The organism is Amycolatopsis sp. (assembly GCF_035546795.1).
In the GTDB taxonomy this organism is placed as follows: Bacteria; Actinomycetota; Actinomycetes; order Mycobacteriales; family Pseudonocardiaceae; genus Amycolatopsis_E.
In genome coordinates this window covers 72,287-86,587 of sequence record NZ_DASZWC010000012.1, presented here as the reverse complement: position 1 = coordinate 86,587, position 14,301 = coordinate 72,287, and the positions used below count along the sequence as shown (strand labels likewise).

The following is a 14,301-nucleotide window of genomic DNA, read 5'->3' as shown; positions in this document are numbered from 1 at the left end:
TCACGGTTCGACAACCCGGGCGAAAAAGTAGACCACACCCGTGGGAGCGTGCCGCACGAGGAGCAGGAAAGGACGGTCCACCACCAGTTCGACGGGGTCGGCGCTGATCATCGCGAGTGTGCGGATCATCACCGCGGTCGCCGCGGCGCCTTCGAAGCCCTGCTCCCCCACCCGCAGCACCGACTGGTGCACCACGTCGTCGACGAACAACCGCGGATCCGGCGTCAGCGGCGTGAAATCCGCGTCACGGACGAACATGGTCCGCACGCCCAGCCCGGCCAGCGCCGGTTTGAGGCTCGCGCGCATCTCCAGATCCAGCTTCGGCACCGACAGCCGGACCTGCTTCTGCTTCTTCGCCGCCAGCAAACCGGCCAGCCGGTCTTCGTCCAAAGTAGACTCCGCCGTGGCGAGATCGTTGTCCGGCAAGAGGATCAGCGCGTTCACGTCACCGGCGCCGGGCAGCTCCACCAGCTGCCAGCCGTCGCGCGCGGCATAGTGCAGCAGCTCCGACTGGTGCATCGCCGGCACCCGGCGCGTGCCCGACGGGCTGTGGAAATCGGCGTCCTCGGTCCGGTTCTCCTGGAACGGGTGCACCCACGCGACCTTGAGGTACAAGGCGTTGACCAGGCTCGCGATAGTGTCGGTGCCCACCGAGCCCGGCTGCAGCAGCTCGGGAATCAGGTTGTGGGTGGTGTCCGACACGTCGGCGTTGATCGCGCGCCGGGCCGCCTCGGGGTCACCGGCGAACGGAGCGGACTTGACCCCGCCGTTCGGCCAGGCCGCCAGGCTGCCGAGGAAATCCTCGTTCAGCGGCAGGTCCTCGGCCGCCCACAAGGTGTTCGCGACCTCCAGCACCGGCGGCTCACGACGGCCGCGCTCCTCCAGCGTGGCCGCGGCGCGCAACAGCTCGGCCTGCTTCGTCACGTCCGCGTCCGCACCCGCGAGCAGCCGCACCAGCTCCGCGGCGGTCTCACCCTGGGTGGCCTGGCTGGTCAGGCCCAGCGCGCTCGCCACTGAATACGGCGAAAAACAGGAGTCACCGCTGCCGCTGACGGCACGATGCAGGGCGAAACAGAACCGGAGGTGGTCGCGCTCGGGACCACGCAGCCTGGGCTTGGTCACCCCCGTGACGCTACCCGAAATTCAGTGCCGCCCGGTGTGCCAGGCGTGCCACGCGTGGGCCTGCGCGTCGGTGAGCGAAGCGACCTGATCGATCACCACCCGTAGCCGCGCGGCGTCATCCGCCGCCTCGTCCCACGCCGGGTGGAACACCGCGTCCAGCGCCTCGGGGGACCGTTCGACCAGCAGCTCGACCAGTTCCGCGAGCAGCTGCCGCTGCCCCTCCTGCATAGCGCGACGGCGCGGATCACTCATCACGTAGCGCAACGCCAGCGCCTTCAGCAGCGCGACCTCGGCGGCGACCCGCTCCGGCACCTGCAGCTCGGCCGCATACCTGGTCAGCGGACCGTCCCCGTGCACCTGCCTGGTGCCGGTGACCGCGGCGGACGCGAACCGCCCGACCAGCTCGCTGGTCAGCCGTTTCAGCCCGACATGCGCGGCGAACGACGCGTCGTAGCCCGGCTTGGCCACCGCGGCCATGACCGGCAGCTTGAGCAACTCCTCCGCGGCACCCTCCAGCGCCGACACCGACTGCGCGGAGAAATGCTTCGCCGCCAGCCCGGCGACCGCTGCCCGCTCCCCCGGGTCGGCCAGCACCCGCAGCGAGATGCGCCCGGCGAGCACCCCGTCCTCCACGTCGTGCACCGAATAGGCCACGTCGTCGGCCCAGTCCATGATCTGCGCTTCGAGACACCGCCGGCGCGGTGGCGCACCCTCGCGCATCCACTCGAAGATCTCCAGATCGTCCTGGTACACCCCGAACTTCACCTCGCCGGGGCGCCGCGGCCACGGGTATTTCGTCGACGCGTCCAGGCAGGCGCGGGTCAGGTTCAGCCCGACCGGATCGATCTTGGGCTCGAGCCTGGTCAGGATCCGCAACGTCTGCGCGTTGCCCTCGAACCCGCCGCAGGCCTGGGACACGTCGTTGAGCGCGCGCTCCCCGTTGTGCCCGAACGGCGGATGCCCGATGTCGTGCGCGAGGCCCGCGGTGTCCACGAGATCCGGGTCCGCGCCCAGCTCCTCGGCGATGCCGCGGCCGATCTGCGCGACCTCCAGCGAATGCGTGAGCCTGGTGCGGGGCACGCCAGTGACCTCGGCACCCTCACCGGGCCCGACCACCTGCGTCTTGCCCGCGAGCCGGCGCAGCGCGGCGGAATGCAGCACACGCGCCCTGTCCCGGGCGAAATCGCCGCGCCCGTCCGCCAGCGAACCCGGCAGCGCGGCGCTTTTCGGCTGCTCGGTCAGCCTGCGCTGCCTGTCGTGCTCGTCGTACCCGCTCACCTCGCCACTCTAGCCAGGAGCACCGACAAAACCGGCGGGCTCAGCCGAGGCCGGTGCCGCCGATGTCGTCGGCCGGGGTGCGGGTGAGCCGGTAGAACAACAGCGCGCCGGTCTCGCGCAGGATGTAATTCGCCTGCGTCTGCCGGGTCTGCACGATCGGTCCGCTGTGCGTCGGCGAAGTCCAGGCGTCCATGCCCGCGTCGTCGGCCATCGTGCGGGCGCGCAGCGAATGCCACGGATCGCTGACCAGTACCGCGGTGTGCCAGCCGCGCTTGGCGACCTCGGCGGCGACCGCGCGCAGACTGCCCAGCGTGTCCCTGCCCTCGCCGACGGCCAGCGTGCTCGCCTGCGGAACTCCTTGCTCCACAAGCCAATTCGCGCCGGCGGAAGCCTCGGTGTAGTTGTCACCGGCCCGGTTGCCGCCCGCGGTGACGATGACCTTCGCGACGCCCGCCTCGTACAACTGCTGCGCGTGCTTGAGCCGCGCCTGGAAAATCGGCGACGGCTTCCCGTTGTACTGGGCGGCGCCGAGCACCACGATCACGTCGGCCTTGTCCCGGTCGTCGTCGCGGGCCACCTGCCAGACGCGGAACGCGGTACCCCCGATGACGAGGCCGAGAACGAGCACGGCCCCGAACAGGAAGCGGCGGATCCAGATCAGTTTCCCCATCCCGGCCATTTTCGCACGCCTACAGCCAGCCGTTCTCCTCGGCGAGATGGATCGCTTCGGCCCTGGTCCGCGCGCCGGTCTTGCCGATCGCCGCGGACAAATGGTTGCGCACCGTGCCTTCCGACAGGTGCAACCGCCGCGCCACGTCCGCGACCGTGCCGCCGTCGCTGGCCGCGCGCAGCACCTCGTGCTCGCGGCCGGTCAACGGGCTCGGCCCGGTCACCAGCGACTCTGCCGCGAGCGCCGGATCCACCACGCGCAACCCGTTGCTGACGCGGCGCACGGCGTCCACGAGTTGTTCCGGCGGCGAGTCCTTGACCACGAAACCGGCGGCGCCCGCGGCCATCGCCCGCGCGAGATAGCCCGGCCTGCCGAACGTGGTACACACGATGATCCGGCAGCCCGGCAGCGCCGCGTGCAGTTCCGCGGCCGCCGTCAGCCCGTCCTTGCCGGGCATCTGCACGTCCAGCAACGCGACATCCGGCGCGAACTCCTTGGCCGCCGGCAGCACCTCGTCGCCGGAACCGACCTGCGCCACCACCTCGATGTCGGCCTCCAGCCCCAGCACCGTCGCCAGCGCGCCCCGCACCATCGCCTGGTCGTCGGCCAGCAGCACCTTGATCACGAAGCGGCCTCCAGCGCCGGCCGGACCTCCGCGCGCAGCATCAGGCCGCCCCGCTCATGGGACTCGACCCGCAACGTCCCGCCGACCTCGGCGAGCCGCTCCGACAGGCCACGCAACCCGTTCCCGCACGCAGCCGCCGGTGCGCCGACCCCGTCATCCTCGATCTCCATCCACGTCCCGCCCAGCCGCACCTTCACCTGCTTGGCCCCGGAATGCCGCAGCACGTTGGTCACCGCCTCCCGCAGCACGTACCCGAAGGTCTGCTGCAGGTCCGGCCGCACATTGTCCACCGCGTGCGGCAGATCCGCGTCGATCTCCGCGGCCCGCAACGCCGCCCGCGCCCCCACCAGTTCCGCGGACAGCGACACCTCGCGGTACTCCGAGACCGTCGCGCGCACGTCACTCAGTGCACTGCGGGCCAAGCCTTCCACCTCGTGGATCTCGGTGATGGCGCGCTCGTTGTCGTTGCCCGTTTCCAGCACACGCCTGGCCAGGCCGGCCTTGACCGTGATCGTGGTGAGGCTGTGGCCGAGGATGTCGTGCAGATCCCGGGCCAGCCGCGCCCGTTCCGCGTTCACCGCCAGCGTCGCGATCTCGTCCTGCGCCTCCCGCAGCGTCCGGACCGTGTACAGCAGGCGCCCCATGAAGAACAGGGCCGTGGTCACGCCCACCACAGCGCCGATATCGCTCGTCGAGCCATATTTGCCCGCGCCCCAGAGCGCCAGCGCCGCACCCACCAGCAGCGAGCCACCGTCCATGGCGACGGCCCAGGCCGGCGGCAGCCCGAACGCGATGACCGCCATCGCGTAGATCAGCACATACAGATTGCCGTCGTGCACGAACAGGACGACCAGCCAGCCCAGCGCCAGCATGCCGAAGCCGAACAGGATCTTGGCTCGCTGGGCGCGGTCCCGGAACAGCATGTGCGGGAAGATCAGGTAGCAGACGCTGTACGCGGCGAGCAGCACGAGCTCGAACCCGCTGCGCGGAAACGTGGTGACCCCGTCGGCCACATCGCGCACCACCGGCACGACGATCGGTAGCAGGAACAGGCAGCCCACGACCGGCCACCGCACGAACAGGCCGGGGCCTGGTGCGGCACTGGGTTGACCAGAGCCCCACCAGCGCCGCCAGCCCTCACGTCGATCCGACACGTCTCTCCTCGTCACACCCGCGCCGAATCCTTACGGTAACGCCGGATCACCGCCACCCCGAGCACCACCGTCCAGATCCCCAGCACCAGTACGTCCTTGCCCAGACTGGTCGTCAGGTCCGAGGTGACCGCGCCGCGGCCGATCTGGCTCATCCAGTACGTCGGCAGCACGTGCGCGATGTTCAGCAGCCAGTGCGGCATCGCGTCGATCGGGATGAAGATCCCGCCGACCAGTGCCATCGGCAGCATCACCAGCTGGGTGATCGGCTGGGTCGAGTCGGACGTGCCGATCTGCCCGATCAGCAGGCCGATCAGCGCGAACGGGATGGCGGCGAGCCACACCCCGAGAGTGGCCCGCAGCCACCCGCCCGCGTCCAGCGAGACCCCTTCGACGACGACGGCGACCACCGGGACGAGGACGGCCGGCGCCAGCGCGAGGGTCATCCCCACCGCCCCCTTGGCGGTCAGGTAACCGCTGCCGGACAGGGGCGTCAGTCTCAATTGACGTTGCCAGCCCGCGGCTCGTTCCAGCGCGACCCTGGTGCCGGTGAACAACGCGGCGGCCATCGCCCCGAACGACGTCATGCTCACCATCAGCACGGCCTTCGCTTCCGGATCGCCGCCGAAGATGCCCACATAGAGCAGGTAGAGCACCACCGGGAAGCCCACGGTGAAGATCAGGAACCGCGGCGAGCGCAGCACGCGGCGGATCTCCAGTGCCAGATACTTGACGCTCATCGCGTCTCCTCCTCATCGGAAGTCAGGGAAAGGAAGGCGCCTTCGAGGCCGACGGCGGTGATCTCGATGTCGTGCGCGCCAGGGAATTCCGCCAGCAGCGCCCGCAGGGTCTTGTCGGAGTCGGAGCTGGACACGGCGATCTGCTCGCCGCGGACCTGGTACTCGGTGACCCCGGGCAGGCTCGCGACCACCTCGTCCGTCGCACCCGGCGCGACCGCCCGGACCGTGCGCCCTCCGGCGAGCGCACGGACCTGGGCGACCGAACCGTCGGCCACGACGCGGCCACGCCGCATCAGCACCACCCGGTCGGCGAACTCCTCGGCCTCTTCGAGGTAGTGCGTCGCGAACAGCACCGTGCGGCCGGCGTTGGTGAAGGTCTGCATCGACCGCCAGAACTCGCGGCGGCTGCCGACATCCATCGCGGCGGTCGGCTCGTCCAGCAACAGCAGATCGGGGTCGCTCACGAGTGCCACCGCGAACCGCACGCGCTGCTTCTGGCCACCGGACAGCTTGTTGCCGCGGCGTCCGGCCAGCTCCTCGATTCCCGCGCGCCGCAAGGCCTCGGCCACCGGCATCGGCTTGCGGTGCAGGGACGCGACCATGCCGACCATCTCGCCGACCGTCGCGTCGTCGAGTAACGCCCCGCCCTGCAGCATCGCGCCGATCGTGCCGTTCGCGATCGCCTCCGCCGGCGTCGAGCCGAACACGGTCACCGCACCGGAATCCGGCTTGGTGAGGCCGAGGATCATGTCCACTGTGGTCGATTTGCCCGCGCCGTTCGGGCCGAGCAGCGCCACCACTTCGCCCGGCGCGATCGTGAGGTCGATGCCGTCGACGGCACGCACCTCGCCGTAGTGCTTGCGCAGACCGCCCAGCCGCACCGCGGCCCCGGCGATCACCGCGGCGTCCCCGCGGATTTGGCTCCCAGTTCCGTTCATGGACCAAGATTCCCGCGCGGCGGGCGCCGGTACGCAGGCCGAGCGTCACGACCCGGCCGTGACAAGTGTCAGGGGTGTTGCCGGCCGGTGGTTCTTTTTGCGGCATGGGCGAGAAGAACCGGCAATGGGTACTGGCGAAACGGCCTGTGGGCAACGAGTACGCCGACGCGGTCGAACTGCGGGACACCGCGACCCCCGACCTGTCCGACGGCGACGTGCTGATCCGCAACATCTACTTTTCCCTCGACGCGGGCACCCGGATGTGGATGGGCCCGCGCGAGGACTCCTACTCCCCGCCCACCCCGCTGGGCTCGCCGGTGATCAGCACCGTGCTGGGCCGGGTGCGCGGCTCCCGCCACCCTGATTTCCGCGCCGGTGACCTCGTTCGCGCCTACGGCCAGTAGGCCGACTTCTCGGTTTCGCGCCCCGACGAGGTGTACGTGGAACGGGTCAGCTGGGCGCTCGACGACCTGCGCCGGCACCTGGGCGTGTTCGGCGCGAACGGCTGGACCGCGTACCTCGGCGTGCTCGAGTACGGCGCGCCGCGAAACCGGGCGAGACGTTCGTCGTGTCCGCGGCTTCCGGGGTCACCGGCGCGCTGGCGGGACAGATCGCGAAACAACACGGCTGCCGGGTCGTCGGGATCACCGGTTCGGCGGAGAAAAGCGCTTGGCTGACCGGAGAACTGGGCTTCGACGCGGCCGTCGTCCGCGGCGACGGCGACCTCCCCGGCGCGCTGCGGGCCGCCTGCCCCGACGGGATCGACGTCTACTTCGACAACGTCGGCGGCACCGTGCTGGACGCGGCGCTGGAGAACATGGCGCTGTTCGGCCGGGTCGCCGTCTGCGGGCTGCTGGCCAACTACGACCGGACCGGGCCGTACAAGTTCGACCAGATCCTGATGAAGCGGCTCACCATGACCGGGTTCTTCTCCCCGGACTTCTACCACCGCGGCCCGGACATCAACCGGCGGCTGCTGCCCTGGTACGCCGGCGGCGCGCTCAAGATGGCCTTCGACGTGACCCAAGGGCTCGAGAACACCCTGGCGGCGTATACGAAACTGTTCACCGGCGGGAAGCTCGGCAAGGCGCTGGTGCAGGTTTCCGAGGCCACCGAATGACAACGGCGCCGCCGCCCCGAGGGCACGGCGGCGCCGTTCGCGCCTGATGTCAGCAGCCGATGAGACGGGCCGCCAGGTACGACTCGAGCTTGTCGATCGCGACCCGCTCCTGCGCCATGGAATCGCGCTCGCGGACGGTGACCGCTTGGTCCTCCAGGGAGTCGAAGTCGACGGTCACGCAGAACGGGGTGCCGATCTCGTCCTGCCGACGGTAACGACGGCCGATCGCCCCCGCGTCGTCGAAATCCACGTTCCAGTGCTTGCGCAGCATGGCGGCGGTGTCCCTGGCCTTCGGGGTCAGATCCGCGTTGCGCGACAACGGAAGTACCGCGGCCTTGAACGGCGCGAGGCGGCGGTCCAGCCGCAGTACCACTCGCTTGTCGACGCCGCCCTTGGCGTTGGGCGCTTCATCCTCGGCGTAGGCGTCGAGCAGGAACGCCATCATCGGGCGGCCCACACCGGCGGCCGGCTCGATGACGAACGGCCGGTAGCGCTGCCCGGTGGTCTGGTCGAAGAAGGACAGGTCCACACCCGAGTGGTTGGAATGCGTGGTGAGGTCGAAGTCGGTGCGGTTCGCGATTCCCTCGAGCTCACCCCACTCCTGACCGGAGGAGAACTTGAAGCGGTACTCGATGTCCACCGTGCGCTTCGAGTAGTGGGACAGTTTTTCCTTCGGGTGCTCGTAGTGGCGCAGGTTGTCCCCGGCGATGCCGAGGTCGGTGTACCACTGGGTGCGCAGGTCGATCCAGTACTGGTGCCAGCGCTCGTCCTCGCCCGGCTCGACGAAGTACTCCATCTCCATCTGCTCGAACTCGCGCGTGCGGAAGATGAAGTTGCCCGGGGTGATCTCGTTGCGGAAGGACTTGCCGATCTGGCCGATGCCGAACGGCGGCTTCTTGCGGGCGGCCGTCTGCACGTTGAGGAAGTTCACGAAGATGCCCTGCGCCGTCTCCGGGCGCAGGTAGTGCAGGCCTTCCTCGGACTCCACGGGGCCGAGGTAGGTCTTGAGCATCATGTTGAACTCGCGCGGCGCGGTGTACTGGCCACGGGTGCCGCAGTTCGGGCAGGGCACCTCGGACAGGTCGTCCTCGGTGGTCTCCTTGCCGGTCCGCTCGCTGAACTCCTCGGCCAGCTGGTCGGACCGGAAGCGGCGGTGGCACGAGGTGCACTCGACCAGCGGGTCGTTGAACGCGTTGACGTGGCCGGAGGCCTCCCACACCTTGCGGGGCAGGATCACCGCGGAGTCGAGGCCGACGACGTCCTCACGGCTCTGCACCATGGTCTTCCACCACTGGCGCTTGATGTTGTCCTTGAGCTCGACCCCGAGCGGCCCGTAGTCCCACGCCGAGCGGGTACCGCCGTAGATCTCCCCGCTCGGGAAGACGAAGCCACGGCGCTTGCACAAGCTGACGACGGTCTCGATGGTGTTCGCGGGCACTCCACGCTCTCCAGGGCTGAGGTGTTGATTTCCTCCAGCGTATCCGGCGGGTCCGCCCAGGACGGCGGGGGGCTTGACAGATCGGCCGGCTACCGCTTAACGCCCACTAGGATGGAGACAGACCCCGACGACAGGCTGGAGATCGACATGCCGACGGCGAACCCGGACGCGGTGGCCGACGAGGTGCACTCGGCGGGTTCCGGGCGGCCATCCGTCCCGGCGCCGCCTGCCGCCGCGCTGGCCGAGGCCGGGGAGTTGTTGCGGGCGCTGGCCGCCCCGGTCCGGATCGCGATCGTGCTGCAGCTGCGCGACGGGGACAGGTGCGTACACGAGCTGGTGGACGCGCTGGCCGTCGCGCAGCCGCTGATCAGCCAGCATCTGCGGGTGCTGAAGGGGGCCGGTGTGGTGTACGGCGAGCGACGCGGGCGCGAGGTCGTGTACCGGCTGGTGGACGATCACCTGGCACACATCGTCGTCGACGCCGTCGCACACGCACAGGAGGGTAAGTGAGTCTCGCACCGGTTCCCGGCCGCCGGGCCACCAAGCAGCGCGCGGCCGTGGTGGAGCTGCTGGCCGAGGTGGACGAGTTCCGCTCGGCCCAGGAGCTGCACGACGAGCTGCGCAAGCGCGGCGACGGGATCGGGCTGACCACGGTCTATCGCACGCTGCAGTCGCTGTCCGAGGCCGGGGAGATCGACGTCCTGCGGACCTCCAGCGGCGAGGCGATCTACCGGCGCTGCTCGGCGCACCACCATCACCATCTCGTGTGCCGGTACTGCGGCCGGACCGTCGAGGTCGAGGGGCCCGCGGTGGAGCGGTGGGCCGAGAAAATCGCGTCCGGGAACGGGTTTTCGGAGATCACGCACACCGTGGAGATCGTCGGCACCTGCGCCGACTGCGCCGCGCTGCGCCGTCAGTCCTCGTAGGGGTCCGGTGGCTGCGGGATCACATGCAGCGCCGCCACCGTGACGTCGGGGGTGTAGCGATTGGCCTCCTTGGCGGTGCCCGGTACGACCTCGCCGGTCACTTGTAGCCAGGTGTCGTTGGCATAGCTCGCGGCCTGCGTGCCCGTGAGCCGCACTGTCAGCGGGTACGCGTCGGCCGCGCAGCACGTGATGACCATGCGCGCCAGCAGGGTGGAGCCGCGGGCGTGCGTGACGAAGCCGGTGAGCGACACCTTGCGCCCGTTGAGCGAGCCGTACGCGTCCCAGCCCGCGCGCGCCACGAACTGCGTCATGGACAACGGAATCACTTCGCCGGCGGGCAGCGGCGGGAAGGCCGCCGTGTCCTGCGCCGGGGCACGTGCCTCGGCGCGGGTGACGGAATCCGAACCGAGCGCGGGCGGGGCGATCAGGAACACCGCGAGCACCGGCAGCACCAAAAGCCAGGCCGCCCGCGCCGGATGGTGATGGCCGTGGTGATCGGCGGGCCCGTCCGTCGCGGCGGCTGCCGTGGCACGAGCGGCGAGCACGTCCCGCACGATCGCCACCGCGCCCAGCAGCAGCACCACCGCTCCCCCGGCCAGCAGCCACGGCTGCTGACCCGGCTTGACGTAGCGCAGGTAGTCGCCGGTGATGCCGATCTTCAGCAGCGCCCCGCCCAGCAGGACGAGCAGCACGTTCTGGGTTTCACGACGCATCCGCTGCCCTCATCCCGCCCAGGCCGTGACCGGCCAGTTCACCACGGTCACCGCGAACACGATCGCCCCCGCCAAGGACAGCACCCCGCTGAGCACGCCGAGCCCGACACCCCACAACGCGGCCGGCCCGGCCCGCCACGCGAACGCGCCGAAGACGATCGCCAGCCCGGCGGCCGCCATCACCAGCACCCACAGGGCGCCGAGCAACACGGCGATGATCACCGTGCCCGACTGCGGCAGCGTGCCGGCCGACCCCGGCTGGACGATCGCCCACGCCACCCAGGTGGACACCGAGAACACCACCCCGACGAGCCCGAGCGCCAGCGACGCCAGCGCCAATCCCGTTCTCACCGCGCGCCCCCGATCAGCAGCACGCCGACGACCACCGCGCAACACACCGCCACCACGAACGTCACCGGCGCGAACCGCACCGCGAACCGGCGCCCGAAAGTGCCCGCGTGCAGGGCGAACAACTTGACATCCACGGCAGGCCCGACGACCAGGAACACCAGCTTCGGCAACAACGGCAACGCCGTCAGCGAGGCGGCCACGAACGCGTCGGCCTCACTGCACAACGCGAGCACGACCGCCAGGACCGCCATCACCAGCACACCGAGCACGAGCTGCCCGCCGAGCACGTCGAACCACGACCGCGGCACCAGCACCCCGAGCGCGGCCGAGATCAGCGCGCCGAGCACCAGGAAACCGCCCGCCTCCACCAGATCCGTGCGCGCCGTCTCGGCGAAGACGCGCCAACGGCCGCCGTCCGTTTCGGGCAACCTGTCCAAGGCGCGGCTCACGATCCAGTCGAGCTTGCCCCAGCGCGCCCACAGCAGGCCCATCACCACCGCCGTGGCCAGTGAGCCGAGGAACCGGGCCAGCACCATCTCCGGCTTGCCAGGGAAGGCGACCGCGGTGGCCACCAGGACGACCGGATTCACCGCCGGGGCGGCGAGCAGGAAGGTGAGCGCGGCCGCGGGCGCGACGCCCTGCCCCATCAGCCGCCGCGCCACCGGGACCGACGCGCATTCGCATCCCGGCAGCGCCACGCCGGCGAGCCCGGCCACGCCGACGGCCGCGCTTGTGCGGCGCGGCAACACTTTCCGGAGGACACGCGCCGGCACGAAGGCCGCGATGGCACCGGAGATCAGCACCCCGAGGACGAGGAACGGGAGCGCCTGCACGCACACCGCGACGAACACGGTGGCCCCGGTGCGCAGGGCCGGTACGTCGAGCGCGTCCTGCAGCCACGACTGCGCCAGGATGGCGACGACGAGCAGCGCGCACAGCACCTCGACGGACGAGATGCGGCGGCGGCGCGGCGGCGCCTGCTCCTCGCGCTCGGATTCGGTCGTGACTTCCACGCGCCAGATGATGCCAGCAGCCTCCGACAGTTTCCGCCCCGGTGGGGGCACCGCTGACCAGCGAGTTCGCAGTTCATCCGAAAGGTGACGCACACCCGATCGGGGATCCACGGCGTATCAGGGACGCCGTGCGGCCGGCGCGCGGAGTCAGCCTTCCGTGGGGATGAGTTCGCCGCGAAGCTGTGAGGCGGTGGAGATGACCAGCATCAAAAGCGTGCCCAGTGCCGCGGAATCCAGGCCCTGGGCGGGAAACGCGTAGCGCAACGTCAGGTCCATCCCGCGCTCGCCGTGGGTGACGCCGAGCGTGCCGAACAAGCCTTGCCCGGCACGCTCGGCCGCCGACGCGGCGAGGTTCGGGCTGTCCGGCAGGTCCCACGCGATCACGCAGGTCAGGCTCAGCACCGTGAGCCCCTCGGCGAGCTGCGTCGACTGGATCACGCACGGCACCCCGTTGTGCGAGAAAGTCAGCGCACCGTCGTCGTCGACATGGACTTCGAGGTACCGCTCCAGCCCCTCGCGTGCCCGCGCCAGCAGTTCCGCGGTGTCGGCTGCCTCGGTGCTCATGAAGCTCCTTCTGCGTCGGCCTTGGCCTTGGCCGCGTCGATCGCGCCACCGAACCGGCGGTCGCGTTGGGCGAACTCCAGGCAGGCCGACCACAGCTGCCGCCGGTCGAAGTCCGGGAAAAGGGTGTCCTGGAAGACGAACTCCGCGTACGCCGACTGCCAGAGCATGAAGTTCGACGACCGCAGCTCGCCGGAGGGCCGCAGGAACAGGTCCACGTCCGGCATCTCCGGCTGGTACAGGTACTTGGCGAGCAGTTTCTCGTCGACCTTGTCCGGGTTGATCTTGCCCTCGGCCGCGAGCTTCGCGATCTTGCGCGCCGCATCGCCGATTTCCGCGCGGCCGCCGTAGTTCACGCACATCGTCATGTTCAGCAGCGTGTTGTGCTTGGTCTTCTCCTCGGCGGCCTGCAGCTCCTTGATGACGCTGCGCCAGAGCTTCGGCGCCCGGCCGGCCCACCGGATCCGCACGCCGATCGACCCGAGGTAGTCCACCTGGCGGCGGATCGTGTCGCGGTTGAAGCCCATCAGGAAGCGCACTTCTTCGGGGCTGCGCTTCCAGTTCTCCGTCGAGAACGCGTACACCGAAAGCCATTTCACGCCGAGTTCGACCGCGCCGCTGGCGACGTCGATCATCACGGCCTCGCCGCGCTTGTGCCCTTCGATCCTGGGCAGGCCGCGCTGGTTGGCCCAGCGCCCGTTGCCGTCCATCACCAGCGCGACGTGCTTGGGCACCAGTTCGGCGGGAATCTCCGGCGGCCGCGCCCCGGACGGATGCGGATCCGGCGCCCGCAACTCCGTGGTCGTCGCCTGGCGTCCCCTGCGCAGCACCTGATTCGCCTCCCGTGGGTAAGGGTCCGCACCGACCCTACTTGCCCCCGGCGACGACCTCTCGGGCCCGTCGCTCCACGAGCGGCAGCGAGCGCAGCTGGCGTTCGAGGTGCCACTGCAGATGCGCCGCGACCAGGCCGCTCGCGTCCCGGCGGGTGTTGCCGACGGTGCCTTCCGCGACCTCCCAGTCGCCGTGCAGCAGCGCCTCCAGCAGCACCAGCACCTCCGGCGCCGGGTGCACCGAACCGGGCGCGCGGCAGTTCCCGCACATCGACCCGCCCGCCTGCACGCTGAACGCGCGGTGCGGGCCGGGCAGCCCGCACCGGGCGCATTCGGTGATCGCCGGGGCCCAGCCCGCGAAAGCCATCGCCCGCAACAAGAACGCGTCGAGCACCAGTGAAGCGTCCCGCTGACCGTCGGCCAGCGCCCGCAGCGCGCCGGTGACCAGGAGGTACAGCCGCAGCGCCGGCTCGCCCTCTTCGGCGCTGAGCCTGTCGGCCGTCTCGGCTATCGCGCTGGCCGCGGTGTAGCGCTGGTAGTCCCCGACCAGGGGCAGCGCGAAGGCATCCACCGTCTGCACCTGGGTGATCACGTCCAGCGTGCGGCCGGTGTAGAACTGCACGTCCACATGCCCGAAGGGCTCCAGCCGGGCGCCGAAACGCGAGCTGGTGCGGCGCACGCCCTTGGCCACCGCGCGCACCTTGCCGTGCCGCCTGGTGAGCAGGGTGATGATCCGGTCGGCCTCGCCCAGCTTGTGCACACGCAGCACAACACCGGTATCGCGATAGAGGCTCACCGCCCTATCGTCTCATCCGGCACCGACAA

Annotated in this window: 18 protein-coding genes; 4 read left to right on the top strand and 14 right to left on the bottom strand. The window is 70.3% G+C overall.

Translation table 11 applies throughout. The features are described 5' to 3' along the window. The 7 genes from VHD82_RS09130 to VHD82_RS09100 are packed head-to-tail and all read right to left on the bottom strand — an operon-like array spanning position 1 to position 6,524. Positions 1-1,122: a serpin family protein gene (locus VHD82_RS09130; RefSeq protein ID WP_325699518.1), complete on the bottom strand. Its 1,122-nt coding sequence runs from the start codon at positions 1,120-1,122 to the stop codon at positions 1-3. A gap of 21 nt (positions 1,123-1,143) precedes the next feature. Next, positions 1,144-2,400 carry a deoxyguanosinetriphosphate triphosphohydrolase gene (locus VHD82_RS09125; protein WP_325699516.1) on the bottom strand — a complete coding sequence of 419 codons (1,257 nt, stop codon included), beginning with the start codon at positions 2,398-2,400 and terminating at the stop codon, positions 1,144-1,146. Positions 2,401-2,440: 40 nt separating this feature from the next. Beyond that, the gene (locus VHD82_RS09120) at positions 2,441-3,079 is read right to left on the bottom strand and encodes a YdcF family protein (protein ID WP_414637477.1); all 639 of its coding nucleotides are present in this window, start codon (positions 3,077-3,079) and stop codon (positions 2,441-2,443) included. 10 nt (positions 3,080-3,089) lie between these two features. Next, positions 3,090-3,695: a response regulator transcription factor gene (locus VHD82_RS09115; protein ID WP_325699511.1), complete on the bottom strand. Its 606-nt coding sequence runs from the start codon at positions 3,693-3,695 to the stop codon at positions 3,090-3,092. After that, the gene (locus VHD82_RS09110; protein ID WP_325699508.1) at positions 3,692-4,849 is read right to left on the bottom strand and encodes a sensor histidine kinase; all 1,158 of its coding nucleotides are present in this window, start codon (positions 4,847-4,849) and stop codon (positions 3,692-3,694) included. The genes VHD82_RS09115 and VHD82_RS09110 overlap by 4 nt, the downstream gene beginning before the upstream one ends. Before the next feature lie 11 nt (positions 4,850-4,860). After that, a complete protein-coding gene (locus VHD82_RS09105) occupies positions 4,861-5,586 on the bottom strand; it encodes an ABC transporter permease (protein WP_325699506.1) in 726 nt (241 codons plus the stop codon). After that, entirely contained in the window at positions 5,583-6,524 is a 942-nt protein-coding gene (locus VHD82_RS09100; RefSeq protein ID WP_325699503.1) for an ABC transporter ATP-binding protein, read from the bottom strand. Before VHD82_RS09100 ends, VHD82_RS09105 begins: the two co-directional genes overlap by 4 nt. Before the next feature lie 104 nt (positions 6,525-6,628). Here VHD82_RS09100 and VHD82_RS09095 point away from each other — a divergent pair, with 104 nt between their 5' ends. Both VHD82_RS09095 and VHD82_RS09090 read left to right on the top strand, forming a co-directional pair. Continuing rightward, positions 6,629-6,928, top strand: coding sequence for a hypothetical protein (locus tag VHD82_RS09095; RefSeq protein WP_325699500.1), 300 nt, complete (start codon positions 6,629-6,631; stop codon positions 6,926-6,928). 164 nt (positions 6,929-7,092) lie between these two features. After that, the gene (locus VHD82_RS09090) at positions 7,093-7,644 is read left to right on the top strand and encodes an NADP-dependent oxidoreductase (RefSeq protein WP_325699497.1); all 552 of its coding nucleotides are present in this window, start codon (positions 7,093-7,095) and stop codon (positions 7,642-7,644) included. 49 nt (positions 7,645-7,693) lie between these two features. Here VHD82_RS09090 and VHD82_RS09085 read toward each other — a convergent pair whose 3' ends face one another. Further along, the gene (locus VHD82_RS09085; RefSeq protein WP_325699494.1) at positions 7,694-9,082 is read right to left on the bottom strand and encodes a glycine--tRNA ligase; all 1,389 of its coding nucleotides are present in this window, start codon (positions 9,080-9,082) and stop codon (positions 7,694-7,696) included. Positions 9,083-9,229: 147 nt separating this feature from the next. Here VHD82_RS09085 and VHD82_RS09080 point away from each other — a divergent pair, with 147 nt between their 5' ends. After that, positions 9,230-9,592: a metalloregulator ArsR/SmtB family transcription factor gene (locus tag VHD82_RS09080; RefSeq protein WP_325700004.1), complete on the top strand. Its 363-nt coding sequence runs from the start codon at positions 9,230-9,232 to the stop codon at positions 9,590-9,592. Then, positions 9,589-10,008 (top strand): Fur family transcriptional regulator, encoded by a 420-nt coding sequence (locus tag VHD82_RS09075; RefSeq protein ID WP_325699491.1) that lies wholly within the window; start codon positions 9,589-9,591, stop codon positions 10,006-10,008. Before VHD82_RS09080 ends, VHD82_RS09075 begins: the two co-directional genes overlap by 4 nt. Here VHD82_RS09075 and VHD82_RS09070 read toward each other — a convergent pair. The 6 genes from VHD82_RS09070 to recO all read right to left on the bottom strand — a co-directional run bounded on the left by VHD82_RS09070 (position 9,996) and on the right by recO (position 14,272). Beyond that, the gene (locus VHD82_RS09070; RefSeq protein ID WP_325699488.1) at positions 9,996-10,721 is read right to left on the bottom strand and encodes a TIGR03943 family putative permease subunit; all 726 of its coding nucleotides are present in this window, start codon (positions 10,719-10,721) and stop codon (positions 9,996-9,998) included. The genes VHD82_RS09075 and VHD82_RS09070 overlap by 13 nt on opposite strands. A 9-nt stretch (positions 10,722-10,730) precedes the next feature. Next, positions 10,731-11,072 carry a hypothetical protein gene (locus VHD82_RS09065; protein ID WP_325699485.1) on the bottom strand — a complete coding sequence of 114 codons (342 nt, stop codon included), beginning with the start codon at positions 11,070-11,072 and terminating at the stop codon, positions 10,731-10,733. Beyond that, on the bottom strand, positions 11,069-12,085 hold the full coding sequence (locus VHD82_RS09060) for a permease (RefSeq protein ID WP_325699482.1): 1,017 nt from the start codon (positions 12,083-12,085) through the stop codon (positions 11,069-11,071). The genes VHD82_RS09065 and VHD82_RS09060 overlap by 4 nt, the downstream gene beginning before the upstream one ends. Positions 12,086-12,232: 147 nt before the next feature. Beyond that, positions 12,233-12,649, bottom strand: a complete 417-nt coding sequence (locus VHD82_RS09055; RefSeq protein ID WP_325699479.1) for a YbjN domain-containing protein — start codon at positions 12,647-12,649, stop codon at positions 12,233-12,235. Continuing rightward, the gene (locus VHD82_RS09050; protein WP_325699476.1) at positions 12,646-13,476 is read right to left on the bottom strand and encodes an isoprenyl transferase; all 831 of its coding nucleotides are present in this window, start codon (positions 13,474-13,476) and stop codon (positions 12,646-12,648) included. The genes VHD82_RS09055 and VHD82_RS09050 overlap by 4 nt, the downstream gene beginning before the upstream one ends. 37 nt (positions 13,477-13,513) lie before the next feature. Continuing rightward, positions 13,514-14,272, bottom strand: a complete 759-nt coding sequence (gene recO, locus VHD82_RS09045) for a DNA repair protein RecO (RefSeq protein WP_325699473.1) — start codon at positions 14,270-14,272, stop codon at positions 13,514-13,516. Positions 14,273-14,301: the final 29 nt, after the last annotated feature.